The sequence below is a fragment of the Candidatus Peribacteria bacterium genome, from assembly GCA_023038255.1.
Classification (GTDB): Bacteria; Patescibacteriota; Gracilibacteria; order Peribacterales; family Peribacteraceae; genus CALREJ01.
Window position 1 is genome coordinate 468963 of the sequence record CP082927.1, and the last position, 15542, is coordinate 484504.

Consider the following 15542-nt stretch of genomic DNA (forward strand, 5'->3'; position numbering starts at 1 on the left):
AAAATGGTACTAGTATCGCATACTTTCTTTCCCTTTTCTCTTATGGCACCTGAAAACGAAATGCAGACAGTTGAATCGGAAACGGAGCTTCCTACCGGACCTGCAAAGGGTGCCGACCAGCCAAAGATCCCACATTCTTTAAAAGAGGCGACGGAATTCGCAATACAGCGTATTGAAGCACTGACTGGTTCTTTTAATAGCCAGTATCACCAGGCTATGCGTGAAGTGGATACTTTGGAGGACATGAGAATGGCTATTAGCGAGACAATGATTGATATGCGTCTTCAGTTAGATGCCGCATGGGATGTTCTGAAAAATATGGGGGCGAAACAGACGAATGAAAGGCGCAATGAACTTCGACTGCGTGGTTATAAGAGGCTATTTGAAGATTTTAGCTCCGTACGTTCTTTTGCTCGTACAACTCCTGAACGTCTAAAGCAGACAGCATTAGAAACACATGAACGAACTGACTTTGAAACAAGAAAAATTATTATTGATTATATTACTGCTTCTAAATTCGGTCCGTATCTCATGAAGCACTTTAAAGACGATGTGCATACGCTTCTTAATGAGCCATTTAATGCAACAATGCAGGAAGCCTTCAAGCAAAAGGTACTTGAGCATTTTCATAGTGATGATGATATTAATCCAGCAGATAGAAAAATGGCCGATCATAGTATTGAAAGCCTGATTGATACTCTGGAGCTTTTTGAAAATATGAAGGGTAACTCACATCTGTCGATCGCGTCATTGCATGCCATGTTCGGACGTGTTCTTTCTGAAGAGGAAATGGCTCAGATTTTTGAAAAGAACTATAAGGCAATTGCTAAAATTCCCGCAGGAAATATTCGCATTGTTCTGCCTGATACAAGCGTAGATTTTTATCATGAACAAGGAGTGCCGCTTCCGAAAGAAGTGTTGGAAATGCTCAATGAAGATCCTAATGCACGTATTGTCCATGTCCATTACAGAACCGATTCCGACATGGTCACGCTCTTTGCGGATATGAGCAAAGATGAATTCCTGACTGGAAAGACATGTGATGATGGGGAATGTGTGGAAATTGAAGGTCGGACTGATAGTCCTGATTTTGATATTCTCAAGGCGCCTGAAAGTCTGCTTCAAAAACTCCGCACTGCCATTGTCGTGACAAATGAATCTGAAGATGAAATCAATACTCTTCTTAAAAAAGAGTTCTTGAAAGCTCCCATGAAGTATTTGAGTCATGACATTGTCTTCAGTGCCAAAGGAAATCAGTAAGCCAAGTCCTAGCGCAAAACTTGTCATTTTTTAATTATTGTGTTGAAAAATAACTTAAAAAGTGTTATAATTTCAATCATGACAAATGAAAAATCTCTAGGTGTTTTGGAGAAATTGGGAAGAGAGGCTGGAGATGAGTTGGCAGACGGATTGTATTCGGGAAAGATGACGCCGGAAAAAGCCGCAGCCATCAGGAAGAGGATTAATACTGAAATCGCATCTAAGAAAGCAGAATTTATCAAGGGGTTTTTAACCAGGTTGAAAGAGAGAATCCCAGTCGTTGGTGATGCAGTGTCTGAAGAGGAGGAAGAGGTGATGCGTTCTATTGAGGAACTTATTCAAGAAAATAGAAAATCTTTTGGAATTGAAGAAAATACCGAAGAGACAGAAGCAGTTGAGGATTTCGGCACCACCGAAAAACCTGACGACTGGGATGCATTGATTGAAAAATATACGGGCCCGGAATGGATTGCATCTATTGAAAAGCAGTCACTGGAAAAACAAGTGGACGATGCGTGGGGAGCATCCAATCTTCTTGCATACAACATTTCCCTGGACGATCGTGAGGACCTCGAACAGTATGTACAGGGACGGTATGAACATATTGATGGTTTTGATGCAACAGCGAAGGGCGCTGTTGCAGGTTTTGTGAAAAAAACGAGTGACATGAGAAAATCGCTGGCATCCAGCAGAATTGTGAGCCAGAGACTGAGTGAAGAGAAGGCTGGAGCGGATAAGTCAGAAAAAACAGAAGACAAAACTGATCAGAATAAGCTGGAAGAAAAGTCTGCAGATGAGAAGCAGAAAGTCGATGTGGAGAAAGATGGAAAAGGAGGTTCTGAAGGTGCTGGTACAGGAAAGACTCAAAAAGATCAGAAGCCAAAAGAAGATAAAAAAACTGCCACAAAGCCAACAACATTTGCCAATCCGTATAAAGCGCCGAAGTCCGATCCGCACACTGCCACTGCGAAAATGCAGATTCATGAAAGAATCCATGGAAGTAGTAGCATGTGGGGATTTGCGCTGTCGAAGATGGCAGGTGGTGTAAAAGATCTGACAAAACCAGCCCAGGCGCCGGCCGCCAAGGAAAATCCTGCTGCCCCTGCAAAGGCGCCAGAGCCCGCAAAACCTGCTGAAACCAAGGCAGCGGCCAATGGAAAAGACGCAAAACCCGACGCAAAAGACGCAAAAGCGCCTGCTGCCGGGGAAAAAGGAAAAGGGCACTAAAACAGATGTCCAAAGAAGCTCTTCCGCAAGAAGGCGTTTTTTGGTATACTATTAAGATTTATGTCTAACACACAAACATCAGATTCTCCCAATCTCGACAGAGAAGATCCGGCCACACTGGAACAAAGCACACGCCGTCAGTGGTCTTTGATTGGACATCTGTTGCATCTGCCGCCGGTCGATACATTGGCGAATGAAAATCAGCAAATGGTCGCCGAACGCATTGCAGATTTCATGGCAGACATTCGTGGGGGCATTGCAGACAGGGCAAATCTTCGTGATCAATTGCATGAGGCATATCAAGAGCGTCTTCAAAATATTGGAACAGTGGATGCTGCGAATGAACCTGTTCGTGCAGCGACAACGAGTCTGAATGTTTCCAATGCAGAAGCATGGCTGCAGACTATCTATGCACACTTCAGTGAAGAGGAATTGAGAAATATTGTTCGCAATCTCCCTGCATCCATCTTGCCTGCTAACCGCGACAGACGCTGGCTCACACATGTGAACGGAGTAGATTATTCTATCGATCTCACACACCCTATTTGGAAAACAGGTAATCGCGATACAATTGCACGCGCTCTTGAAGGAAGAACTCTTCCACAAGCAGGTATTACTGTGATCAGTGGAATCCCGGTTCCGGGTTATGTGTTAACACCAGCTGATGTAGAACTTTTTCTTGGTTCGACGTGTGAAGTTGTGGATCCGCAACTTTCACTGGGCCAAATGCAGTTGGACAATCAGCCTGCAAGAGGACAGAGAATGATTATTGATTTAGCGCCCATGATTCGCCTCAACCCTGTTATTGCAGGATGGGATAGAGACGAAATGGTCAACGGATTTGAAAACATTTTTCCAAACAGATTCAATAGATTTTCACGTCGTGTAAATATGTGGACAGGCGCTCGGCTGCCTCGCATTACTGCACATGCCGATTTTGAAAATATTGTTGATGCATTATTTGAGCAAAATTCCCGCGATCCGAATCATGCATTTGGAACGCGCGAGGTAAGTCTTACAACAGCTATTCAGAACAGAGAGCCTATCGATCGTTTAGTTTCAGGATCTGCGAGTAATCGTGAATTGCTTTTGGCTCTCTCCATGATCCAGCGTGATCCTTCTGCAGTAGCGGTTCTGGAAAATCAAACAGTTAACACCGCTGGAATACGGAATAGATTATCCCAGAATGAAAATATAATGAGATTAGCTCAATCTTTAAAGGATTTACGTAGTTTGACAATTCCGCGTTTCAATTCTGCATCCATTACTGCAGGAACAAATGCGATGAATACGATTATTACAAATGCTAGCGGAGTATCCGGTTCTACCGACATAAATGTAAACCTGCGAGATCGCACGCCTCCATTAACTCCGGATGAAATTGATGAAGCAAATAGATCAGGGATTCCACCGACCTTATGGTATAGAGTGCAAGCTCCTCGCCTTATTCCCGGCGGTGGAGGTGCAATGACAGATGAAAAGAATAACGGTGAACGTTTTGAGAAAATCGCTGAACAAGCACAAAAGAAAATTGCCGAGTATAAAGAGGCACAGCAGCAAATTAATGCTGTAACGCGATTGCTCAATGAAATGCTTGCTCAATTAAATGCAAGTGGTATTGGAGAAGCGCAGATTCCGGATCCAACATACGCTACGTTGCGTCGTTACTTGGTTGATTCAACAGCTGTCCCCCCGGTACTTGCTATACAGATGGCAGAGGTAGGACCGGATATGAATACTTCTGAACTGGTTCGACAATTTACTACAGCATTACGTGAGGCAGCAAATCCTACAAATCGCATTGTGTTGCGTGATCTCTCGCACTATGAAAAATTGCAGGAAACCATTACTGCAGAATTAGCTGCTGCAGAAGCGAATACATCGAGCTCTTCGCTAACTGGCTCTGAAGCCTGTCGTGCAGTTGTTGAGCGCGGACTTTCACATGAAGGTCTGCGTGGCGAGGAATTGAAAGATACGGCGCAGTACATGTTCAACAGTATTCAGAGAACACGCGAATCTGAAGCGGATTTGCAGATGTATGCAGAACGTCAGTTTGCTGATGGCGAACGTGATGCTGATGCGGGGCATCGTTGGGATCATGGAAAATCCTTCAGAACATTCTCATCACTTGGTTTACGTGAGAGACATTTTTTCCACGACTACGCGCACAATCTTCAACATGATGTACACAGATTTGGCTTTGATATTGCAACGCCGAATGCAGTGCATAACTTTGGCAATCATCTCTTGCCGCATCTTATTGATGTGTACTTCAGAACAAAGGCAATGACGGAGCTGGATCCGCATGATCCGCACTATCTGCCGTCTTCAGAAACAGTCGTTCGTTTCCAGCGCCAGCTCTACATGCATATTGTGGACCGTGCACAGCGCAGCTTCAATCGTGCAACGGGTATGACGAACGAAGAACTCAATGCGTTCCGTGCCAAGGGAATGAATATCGATGTCGCACAACTTCCCGCAATGACCATTCAGGAACGCATGGGTTATATTCGTGAGTTTATGAACGACACGAATGCATACATGAACGTTCCAAATAATAAAAAGAACTTTGATCGCATGGTCCAGGATGCTTATCATCCGATTCAGGAAATTATCGACAGACACAACCGCCGCAATCCTATGAGATACATCAGAGGTATGTGGAACTGGACCGGTCGGCCTCTTCTGAATGCGGCAGGAATCGGAGCGGATAGTGCATGGAAAAACAAGAAGGGTATCGCCGTTGCCGCTCTTATTGGCACTGCCGCTGTTCCGATTCCGTTTGTCGGTACCGCTCTTGGTGCTGCCTATGGTTTCTTTAAGGGATTAGGAAATGGCGGACACGGTGCAGCACGCGGACACGATGCTCATGGCGGTCATGATGATCATGGTGACGATCACGGCCACGGCCATTAATACATATGATCTACACACTCTTCCAGACAGGCTTCAACAATCCTCTTCGCGAGAAGCGGTTGATGTATAATGCTATTGGCGGCACCCCGAATGAAGGCCCTACCTATAGCACTGTTGCGGCTCGGCTTCTGGATTATCCTGATCACCAGGATTTCCTGACATGGGTACAGGACAGGCCTGGCAGAATGGTGGAAGGTGTGACATGGATGACCGGCAGTGTTGCTGCATGGCTCGCAAAAGAAATCATCCAAATTCCTGCAGGTCTTCTGCGCGGCATTAAAGCTGTGTGGGAACAGGAAACAAATAATGAAGAAATGCTCTCGCTCATTGGGCAGACTGCGGCCTTTTTCCGCGATGTGCCCACTCTGGGTGATGATCTCGGACGCTTTATTGAATTGAAAGCACTCGATAAGCAGCAGATGTTCAATATGGTGAGCCATGAACTCTGGGTCGACGCATTTGCAACTGAGAATATTTTCGATGAACCCCAGACTCCTGTTGATCCGGCTAACACCGGTGTAAAACCTGCAGACTTTCTTTTAAGTCTTGATCCTGAAGAGCGTAAGAAAGTGTACTTTGAATATGTTGATACATTCATTCCGACCAATTTACAGGGAGATGCGAAGCCGATTGTAAAAGACGAAGATGCATCCCGTCGTTTTATCAGACTGAAGAATGAGCAAAAAGATACATTTAACGGTGCGCTCGGTGCGATTCTCGGTATTGATAAATGGCAGAATTTAAAAGGAAACGTGAATGCGAATGAATCAAAAACTCTCGCAGAAAAAAGTCTGACGCAGCATTACCGTACAAATAAGTCTGACTTTGCACGCATGTCCAATAACGGACTGGTGAACGACCTCAACGATGCGAAGCAATTTGCAAAGTTTGGCGGACATACATTCGATCTCGACAATCCCAAAGAGATTGCGCGCTATATGGCCCCCAGCCGCCTGAAGGGAATGCTGACGCAGAATGTTCTGAGTAAAGAAAACTTCAGAAAACTTGCCGGTGGAATCCAGGAAATTGAGTATCTCGAACGTCTTGCCATTGGAAAGACTGAGCAGAATCTCAGCGTTCTGACCAAGGCCACCAAGCAGTCGCTCAAAAAAGAAGCGAACACACTAATGGATACGTGGAATAATCTGAATGGTGTCGAGACTGTGCTTCTGTGTGCAGGTCTTGCGTATCTTTTGTACAAGAGTGATACGGCAAAAACAGTCGGTTTGGGCCTGGCAGGAGCATACTTTGTGCAGAAATTTGGCTTCCGCCAGGATGATCCCATTGCAGTCTGGAGCAGTTTTTTGAATTCTTCTGTCGATGCAGGTTCAGAGCTTGGAAAGTCTGCAATCGGCGACCCCGCATCGTTGAAAGGAACATCAGAACTCCGTCATCGTGCGGAGATCTACGTGAACTTATTGAGTCCGCACGATCGTGATCATATGGACAAGGAATCTGTCGCGTTGGCTCTCATGCATGAAATTGAATTACCACTTCTTGCTGAGGCCTTTGTGATGAACGGACAGGAGGGTCATAAGTGGGAGATGAACATCAAGCCCGGCAGTCCGCTCGATCTTCAGCTTGCAGAAGTAATGGCGAAGCGCGGCTGGAGCAAGGACTATCGCACGTATTTCAAAGATCCGAAAAATGTGAAGTACCTGACGCAGGCAATGGGTCTCGTGTTCTACAAAATTGCGAAGGATAGTCACGACGGAACAGACAAAGACGTCGCCGCCGTCGAAAATGTCTGGAACAAAATGCCCGCCGGTGCAGGACTTCCGTATCTCCCGAGTCCGTTTACGACTGTGAACTACAAGCCGTACAACATGATGAATGAGGATCCGGATCTGCATCTGGAAATGCTGACCGCTCAGCAGATTTACATGCGCCTTGTTGCACAGGGTCGCGGAATTGCAGGAACGATGGGCAACGAAACGCTGGGTCACTACGTGTATCACAACATGCTGACACATCAGAAAGATCAGGAAATGAGAAATCGCTACAAGACGCCGTATCAGACGAATCGTGCGGGAGGTGCTGCACCAACAACTCCAAACGCTGGAAACCAGGCACCGGGAATTCCTCAGGCAGGAAACAATGCTCCATCCAATACTCCTGGTGCCGGTAATCAGGCCCCGGGAAATCCAAATCCAGCAAAGAACCAGGTCCCGGGAAATCCAAATCCAGGCAACCAGCCTCAGGGAAATCCAAATCCAGCAAAGAACCAGGCACCCGGAAATCCAAATCCAGGCAACCAGCCTCAGGGAAATCCGAACCCGGGGAACCAGGCCTCTGTTGGCCCGGGTCCAGGCAACCAGCCTCAGGGAAATCCTGATCCAGCAAAAAACCAGGCACCCGGAAATCCTGGTCCTGCAAAAGCACCTCCTGCTAAATAATGAATATGTAAAATTGGACGGAATGCTTCATAAGCATTCCGTCCGTTAGATTGTTGATCGATCAAAATTGAACGCATTTCGCCCCTGCTTCAGCCTAAAAGGCCGTATAGAGACTGTCTCGGGCTTTCAGGCCTTTGGTTGCATCGGCGTTGTAGTGATACCAGGCCTTGCCTCTTCTCGCCGGTATCACCAATTTGTCAGTGTCGCCGGGAACTTCGATCTGAATGATGATTTTGTCCGGTTCTGGAGCCGGAAGTGCAAAATTCAGTTCTTTTCCAGTGACCGCTGGTGGTGTGCCAGTCATAACAGGTGTTACCAGGAGTTCCGGCGGGTCAATGTCCGGTTGCTGCACAATGCTTGTCACCTTCAGGATTGAGTGAACGGCACCTGGGCAGATTGCACAGGCAAAAAACAATGTTCCTGCTGCAATCATGACCGCGCCGATCAATTCCTCGATTGACACATTTCCCGCATGAGACTCACCCTTACGGATGAGAACCCAGCCAGCGATGACCAATCCATAGCAAGCCAGCATGGTCATGATGAACTTTCCAAAGTCCACCGACTCCGATTTCGCTCGCCAGACGGGCAACACTAGAAATCCAAAAAGGATCATTGCTACTGCCAGCAGGAACCAATCCAACCAACCCCATTGCACTCCGCCATTGTTTTGTGGTGCGCTCATACTTCTCGTCCTTCATTCTAATTCGGCTATCCACATCACATTGAAACACGCGTCCAACGTTGATGTGAAAAATCAATCTAACTAATATTATAAAATATACTCTATAAATAGTCAATAAGCTTTATAACCCCAAAATAGGGCATTTGAACCTGCAATATTGCTCAATTTCGGGAAATTTGCTATAATAATGAGAAAACCTGACATATGACATCCACAACAAAAAACCCGCCGGCACTCACAGGGGAAGAGATGTACGACATGATTATGGAACGCATTGAACCCGATCTCACAACAAAAATGCTCCCGCAACTCGATGCTTTGTATAGTTACGAAACACCGGAGCAGCGTGCAGCGCGTGAGGAGTGGTACACAAAAGTGTTTGCACAGTTTGAAATCGAATACGCACGCTTCGCGAATGGTATGAAAAATTACTACACAAACATCCGCAAGAAAGCACTCTCGATGGTTCGTGCAGTAAAGGAAGATGCAGAAAAAGTCAGTACAACGTCCATTGAAGAATCCATTCAGAATTCGTAACTCTTATGCACACACGTTTCCGCACACAGGCTGCAACATTCCGCACAGGCGAGCGGAGACTTCTTGCGCTTGCACAAGATGTACCGCCCTTCAATTCTGCAGCAATGGGGGAGGTACCGGAAACAATTAAAGATTTGAAGACCCCGGAATTCGAGCAGAAGATCTTGAATCTTCTCAAGAGTGCGGATGAGGATGCGAAGATTGTGAAGGCGTGCAGAACAGAAGTTCTGAACCTGATTAAAAATGATCCATACTGGAAAACTCTTGATGAACGCGAAAAAAGAAAAATTCTCGAAGCTTTCCCAAAGAGAAAAATCGACTTCATGGAATTTGCTGTCGATAATAATTTCCTGGCAGCCGAAGCATCACTCGAGCTGAAAGAATTGTGGGAACAGCGTCCGTCTCATGTGCATACATATGCAGATACCGTTACAAAAGTAACATATCTTCCGGATGGAATGGAGATGAGCACGTTTGAAGAATTGGTGCAGAGATGGGAGAAAGTGAAGATGGATCTCGCAAAAACATTCCGTGGTTATAACACTAACAAGAACACACCTCCGGATGTTTTGGAGGCAAGAGCAGTGGCTACAGCAGCGCAGCAGGCGATGCAGGCTGAACTAGCAGAAAAACTGGGAGCGGACTGGTCTGTCAGAATCGCGGAATATAAATCCAGAAAGACGCTCGACAGACGTGCGCAGATTCTGAAGAAAGAAGAGATTGGCAGACAGGAAGATGAAGCGCGCGGGATCAAGCGCGGTGGTCAGAATACGGTTGAGCCATGGGATGCAGAAATCCAGCGCGGCCTCAGAAATTCACAGCGTCGCAATGACAATCCTCATTCCAAATACGGAAGAGCGGCTGCAAAATTGCGCGAGAATGACTTCGTCGATAACGGGCAGATTCCAACCTACGAAGTAAAATTCAATCCGAAGCTGCGTGTGAAAAGTTTCGATTCGAAAACAGGGACCTACAGAGACCGGACCGCAGAACGCAATGAGTTTATGAAGGGAAAGGAAATGGATTATTCACAGAATCCCAACGGTGAGCCACTGGGTTCCAGAAAGCGTCCGGCAAAAGTAACATCCCGCCCGGCTATGTTCGGTCCGGGAACAGTGAGCAGTCAGGGGCATGATGATCTGGTTCGCCAGTCGACGTCTCATCTGGATACGGATGTGCAGAATAAGCTGCGTGCGGAGGCGGGCAGCCGTGCATATCAGCAACTTCGTAAGGATATTATTAACTTGGACAAAGAATATCCGAATGCAGATGAATCACAATCGTTTACCGTGTTGCAGGATTTCATCCGTCGTGGTGAATATCAGAAGGCTATCGATCAGATCGGTATTCTCAGACGTGAGCTGAAGCAGATGAACTCGCTCACTACTATTGGGGATAAGGTCAATATGCAGGCGCAATCACTTGATGTGGAAGACTCACCGTACTTTACGGTGAACGTCAAAAACATGCTGACCGGGAAGACGTATTCATTCAAGCCCCAATTGGTCCTGAGTACGAATGAGGCATCAAATGATGCTGCAACTGTGCAGTCACTGTACGCATCAGAAGGTGTCGCCATCCGTTTTGATCGCATGGGTGACAGAATAACGGAATCCAATCAGAAAAAAGTAAGCAGTATGGCGATTGATCTTACCAATCCGGATAGTAAATATTTTACTGTCACCACCAACTCGCGTAACAATAATAATGCACTCGAACTCGGTAATCCTGCATTGAAGCCCGCTCCGTACGATACTGGTGCACCGGAAAATGAGCCTGTCGGAAACACCCGCAAAGTCACATTGGATTTTTCCAAAGGAATTCCGAGAAGCATTTCCATCATCAATAAAACAAAGCAAAGCAAAGACGGGAATGCAGATTCTTTCACCGGAAGTCAGCTGGAAGGCTTGGCAGACGGTGCATCACTCAGAGGAGGAGTGGCAGGTGTGACAATCCGGAAAGAAGGAGATGCATATACAATGTCTCTGGACAATGCATCGCAGTATTCTGTGAGGGAATTGGGAGCAGGAGTAGGCACAGATTACAAAGATATTTCGAATACCATTCCGGGCCTGAACCCGGGCGCTCCGTTGCAGCGCAGCATGCCAAGGCCGGCTCCGGCACGCTCAGCAGCAATGCCGTCCATGGAGCAGCAGGAAATTGTAGATCCTACCATGCGTTCGTTTAATGTAACTTTCACAAGTGGCCTTCCGTTTGGACTGAATATCAGCAACAACACGACAAAAAAAGCTACAACATTTTTTAATGATGAACTGAAGACTTTGGATACCGGTGCCATTTTAACCAATCCGGATATTGGTGTGACGATTCAGAAAGTGAATGGCCAATATCGCGTGTCGCTTAAGAAAGGGAACCATTTTGAAATTATCAGAGTCAATAGTCCAAATGGCACAAACAGGGATGATATCTCGCGTTATATTCCTGGCTTGAACAATGGTATTCCCGATCCTGCAGCTACACAGACGCAAACATCACCAACGCCTGCGCCGACGAATCAGGTGCCAACTATCCAGCCAAGAACGACGCCGGCAACCCGCCCCGCCCCGCTCCCGCAGCTTGATCCGTTGCCCCAGCAGCAAGCTCCATTTGAGGGTCCACCTGCTACAACGCCCGAGGCACCATTGAGCCCTCCACCCGTTCAGCGCGCACCGGAAACAGTACAAAATGGTCCCACGCAGCAGGAATTTACTGCACAGAGAGATGAGATTATTGCAAAAACAAATGTCCTTGTGCGTCGCATGAACACGTATAAAGGGAAAGAATGGATGGAGTATACCAACAGATTCCGGAACAATATCCAGCTGCGTATATTTAATTATGATCCGCAGAACCGCCTGCTGAATAATGGCAGACGCACGAATGAATGGAATCTGGAGCAACTGAAAAAAACGTTTGATGTGTATGCACCGTCTGCAGAAGCACGGATGAATGAATGGGATGAACAGAATGCAGCGAAGAGTCTGCCGCCTGATTTCCCCGAGACAGCTGTTGAGCGTCCGGCACCGGCAGCAAGTCCTGCTGCAGGTACACGACCTAAGACAAATGTGGAAAAAATCAATGAAATTACAGACAGTCTTCCGGCAGTTACCCAGACACCGTCAGCCACTCCGGCACCTAAATCTAATGCAGATGCCATCAATAGAATTGCAGACGATCTCCCAAAAGTGCCTCAGGCTCCAGAAGCTGCTCCGTCTACTGCCCCCAATGGTGCAGGGGCCATCGATGAGATTACCAATAATCTTCCGAAACCTTTGGAAGCAAAGCCAGAAGCAACAGAAGCGAACGATGCAAAGGCGATGGAAAAACTGAAGAACGAATTCGATGATCTTCTTGTAAAGGCGACAACAGAAGTAGAGCGTCTGACGACAATAAAATATGCAAATATTAAAGAGGTTGAAGCATTAATGCAGACTCTGAAAGATGCCAAAAACAATGCGGCCACCGTTGATGATATGACAGGCATCATCGGCGTGCTTAACGATGCTCTGAATGACATGAAAAAAGAAAAAGGTGACGCAAAATAACCCTTAAAAGGAGCCAATTGCCCTATTACATGGCTTTTTCAGTGTTTTTGCTGTATAATAATGAGATTTCTGTATGAATCTCACTCCCAGCCACATGCCGGCAAATATCCCGTCTGATTACCATGATCGGATTGAAAAAACAGCAAATTCTCTGCCTCCAGAAGAGCGCAGTGCATTTGAAAATGATGTACAGACCCTGAGTGAGAAATGGGCCGAAGAAGACAGTGTTCGCGATGAATCAATTCAGAAGATGGAAACCCTGATGACAGATGCTGAGCAGACGTTGCGCACACTGAATCGGAATGAGAAAAAAGAAGAGGAAGAAAAAATCCGTCAGCAGGAAATTAATGCAGCTGAATCTCTTTCTTTCGATTTATAAAAATGAAGCACGCACATTTTTCTGCCGGTTACAGCACTACTGAAAAACGCTTACTTGCAAAGCAGATGCAAAACGATGTTCCTCAGAACACGGAGAGCAGCGAAAAGACGGAGGCCAAAAAGACGGAAAGTGTCGACATGGAAAAGATGAAAGAGCGTGTGAATACCCTGACGCAGAAACTCAGAGAAATGAGCGAAAAATCATCCACACCGGATGAAGAAAAGACGGAACTCAAAAAGAAAATAGAGACATTGCAAAGCAGCTTTACCGCTATTCTGAACAAAGAAAAAGCAACAGAAACAGAACGCAAAGCAGAGATTGAATCGCTGCTGAGCGAGTATGGTGAAAAGGGGAGTGACTCACAGGGGGATTTTGAGAGTAATACACAAAAATACAAAGACCGCCTGAAGAACATTGGAAAGAAAAAAGAGACGGAAACAGAAAAAGATACATCCACAGAAAGCAAGAATGCGGAGACCGAAAAGACTCTTCCTGAAAAAATGAAAGAGTGGAACACACGTCTTGATGCGATTATCGATAAATCCGGTGTGAGTTTTCCGCGGTTGAAACAGTATGCCGAAGGCATGAAAAAAATTCGCGCACACACTGAAGCTGTACACGAACAATACAAAACCTCTAAAGACACATACGATCGGACGACAGGGGATTACAGAGATGCTGTACTCGAAGAATTGCTGGTCATTCAAGAGCATCAGACAATCTGGGAAAGTGATCCAGAGCTTGCTAAGTCAGAAGCCAGCCGTTTGGCAGAGCTTCAGACAGTCTATTCCACTCTGGAAAAGTCCAAGCCTGCACCGCAAAAAGAAGTCACCCCTGAAAAGCCAAAGACAGCGCTCGAAAAATACAAGTTTGCTGTTACAAATCTGAGAAAGTGGATGGATGAATATGGTCCGCAGGTTCTTGCCGGAAAAGCGGACGGGACAGTGGAAGCGGATTATGCAGAAAGCCTGAAGGATGAAAAAGAAATTATCGAGAAAAATGAAGCGGTCCGCATGAAGGAAAGCCCGGAATACAACAACAGTGAAAAAGCCCGTCTGCCTGTGCTCGCGAAAATGACGAAAGAATTCGAAGCCTTTAAAGCCAAGCGCCGTGCCACTGCGCTCGAAGCAAAGAAATCAGAACCAAAGGCGCCGAGTGATTCCATGCAGCAGCATATTTTTAATACGCTCACCAGTCATGTTCCCAGCTATATCTGGAACCTGCATAGCGATACGCCGTATTTCACAAAGGAAGAATCCTGGAGCATGCATGAAGCTGCAAATAATTACGTGAATGGTCTTACTGAAATGGATAAAAAGACGGGCACGGTACGGTCAACTGCGCCCTTTACTGCAAGAATTGCGAAGCTGGAAGACAGGCTCCGCAAATTTGTGGCACTGAATGAATGGTCAAAAAACGAGAGGCCGATGGCATGGGATCGCACAAAAATGCAGTGGAACTTTACGAAAGATAATGAGCGCGCAACCCATACAAACGGATTCATCCGGACATTGCTCCAAAGCGGCACACTCACGCAGGCGGATGTGGAGTTCTATGCGACGCACGAATTCAAGTGCAATCCCGAGCAGGCGCATCAGTTCTATCTGGATGTTGCGGACAGAACGGGATATGCGTACTACAAAAAACTGAAGGAGGATCATGAGCCAATCAATCCGACATTTGCGCCCGAGCCGGAGGCACAAAAATCCGCTCCCAAAAAGCAGAAAGTACAACCGACAAAAAATCCTGAGCCACTTATTCCGAAAATTGTCACAGCCCCAAAGAAAGCGCCGGCTGCAGCAAACACAAACAAGCAGACACCGGTCGCAGTGAATGGTGTAAGGAGCAATGATGAGGTGGTTATGAATCCTGCCATCCCACCGATGCGTGCTTCTGCACCTGGAAAACAAAAGGGAATGCCTGCAGAAGCTGGAAGCAACAACCCGGCAAAAAACATAACACTGCTGGGTGTTTCATTCGATGTGCGTGGCAATGCGCCTCAGGCTTTCCTGGACCAGCGTATTTCAAGAAAAAACTGGAAAACTGCTGCCGCAGCAAAAGAGAAGGGTATTTATCTGGAGCCAGGAATTGGAGAGCTGCATGTCAGAAAAGAAGGGGTGCAGGAGATCTATGGAAGTATTACACCCGGAAAGAATCCGAACTGGCAAAATGATCTGCAGAAGATACTGGAAGCAGCAATAAAGGGCGAGACGCCGTCTCAGGTCAGATTGCACGAAAAAGTTGTAAATCTGGATCTGCAAAAGAATCTTCTGGTAGCAGATAACGCAGAGCTGCTTCCGAATCCGGAACTGACTGTTGAAGTGCGGGATCGATGTGTCAAATTCCTGAAAAATTTAGAATCAATTCAGAAAAATGTCGACGATGCTCTGGAGTCAGGCGACGCAAATGACGCAGACAAACAGACTCTCGTTAGTATCAGAACATCACTTGAGAGGTACAAAAAACCGATGGAAGAAAAAAAGGACAGAATAGAAAAGCGTCTCGCAGATGAAGAAGAGAAAAAGAATGCAGTGAAAACTGAGTAGAAAAAATAAAAGGAAAACAATATAAAAAAGAGCCCCTGCCATTACTAGCAG

General features: G+C 46.3%; 9 protein-coding genes. 8 read left to right on the forward strand and 1 reads right to left on the reverse strand.

Features of this window, described 5'->3' with window-relative positions; translation table 11 throughout:
* Positions 1-42 precede the first annotated feature (42 nt).
* The 4 genes from K8942_02245 (at position 43) to K8942_02260 (ending at position 7799) form a co-directional block, all read left to right on the forward strand.
* Entirely contained in the window at positions 43-1260 is a 1218-nt protein-coding gene (locus K8942_02245) for a hypothetical protein (GenBank protein UPA23010.1), read from the forward strand.
* A gap of 165 nt (positions 1261-1425) precedes the next feature.
* Positions 1426-2487 (forward strand): hypothetical protein, encoded by a 1062-nt coding sequence (locus K8942_02250; GenBank protein UPA23011.1) that lies wholly within the window; start codon positions 1426-1428, stop codon positions 2485-2487.
* A gap of 60 nt (positions 2488-2547) precedes the next feature.
* Positions 2548-5403: a hypothetical protein gene (locus K8942_02255; protein ID UPA23012.1), complete on the forward strand. Its 2856-nt coding sequence runs from the start codon at positions 2548-2550 to the stop codon at positions 5401-5403.
* A 5-nt stretch (positions 5404-5408) separates the two neighbouring features.
* Positions 5409-7799: a hypothetical protein gene (locus tag K8942_02260; GenBank protein ID UPA23013.1), complete on the forward strand. Its 2391-nt coding sequence runs from the start codon at positions 5409-5411 to the stop codon at positions 7797-7799.
* A gap of 94 nt (positions 7800-7893) precedes the next feature.
* Here the strand turns inward: K8942_02260 and K8942_02265 are convergent, their stop codons facing one another.
* Positions 7894-8484, reverse strand: a complete 591-nt coding sequence (locus tag K8942_02265) for a hypothetical protein (GenBank protein UPA23014.1) — start codon at positions 8482-8484, stop codon at positions 7894-7896.
* 204 nt (positions 8485-8688) lie between these two features.
* Here K8942_02265 and K8942_02270 point away from each other — a divergent pair, with 204 nt between their 5' ends.
* The 4 genes from K8942_02270 to K8942_02285 all read left to right on the forward strand — a co-directional run bounded on the left by K8942_02270 (position 8689) and on the right by K8942_02285 (position 15491).
* Positions 8689-9021 carry a hypothetical protein gene (locus K8942_02270; GenBank protein UPA23015.1) on the forward strand — a complete coding sequence of 111 codons (333 nt, stop codon included), beginning with the start codon at positions 8689-8691 and terminating at the stop codon, positions 9019-9021.
* 5 nt (positions 9022-9026) lie between these two features.
* On the forward strand, positions 9027-12566 hold the full coding sequence (locus tag K8942_02275) for a hypothetical protein (protein UPA23016.1): 3540 nt from the start codon (positions 9027-9029) through the stop codon (positions 12564-12566).
* Positions 12567-12639: 73 nt separating this feature from the next.
* On the forward strand, positions 12640-12945 hold the full coding sequence (locus tag K8942_02280; GenBank protein ID UPA23017.1) for a hypothetical protein: 306 nt from the start codon (positions 12640-12642) through the stop codon (positions 12943-12945).
* A gap of 2 nt (positions 12946-12947) precedes the next feature.
* Positions 12948-15491, forward strand: a complete 2544-nt coding sequence (locus K8942_02285; protein ID UPA23018.1) for a hypothetical protein — start codon at positions 12948-12950, stop codon at positions 15489-15491.
* Positions 15492-15542 lie beyond the last annotated feature (51 nt).

Coding starts and splice junctions, on each gene's coding strand:
- K8942_02245 (UPA23010.1), top strand. CDS start 43: ATGGCACCTGAAAACGAAATGCAGACAGTTGAATCGGAAACGGAGCTT.
- K8942_02270 (UPA23015.1), top strand. CDS start 8,689: ATGACATCCACAACAAAAAACCCGCCGGCACTCACAGGGGAAGAGATG.
- K8942_02260 (UPA23013.1), top strand. CDS start 5,409: ATGATCTACACACTCTTCCAGACAGGCTTCAACAATCCTCTTCGCGAG.
- K8942_02280 (UPA23017.1), top strand. CDS start 12,640: ATGAATCTCACTCCCAGCCACATGCCGGCAAATATCCCGTCTGATTAC.
- K8942_02285 (UPA23018.1), top strand. CDS start 12,948: ATGAAGCACGCACATTTTTCTGCCGGTTACAGCACTACTGAAAAACGC.
- K8942_02265 (UPA23014.1), bottom strand. CDS start 8,484: ATGAGCGCACCACAAAACAATGGCGGAGTGCAATGGGGTTGGTTGGAT.
- K8942_02255 (UPA23012.1), top strand. CDS start 2,548: ATGTCTAACACACAAACATCAGATTCTCCCAATCTCGACAGAGAAGAT.
- K8942_02275 (UPA23016.1), top strand. CDS start 9,027: ATGCACACACGTTTCCGCACACAGGCTGCAACATTCCGCACAGGCGAG.
- K8942_02250 (UPA23011.1), top strand. CDS start 1,426: ATGACGCCGGAAAAAGCCGCAGCCATCAGGAAGAGGATTAATACTGAA.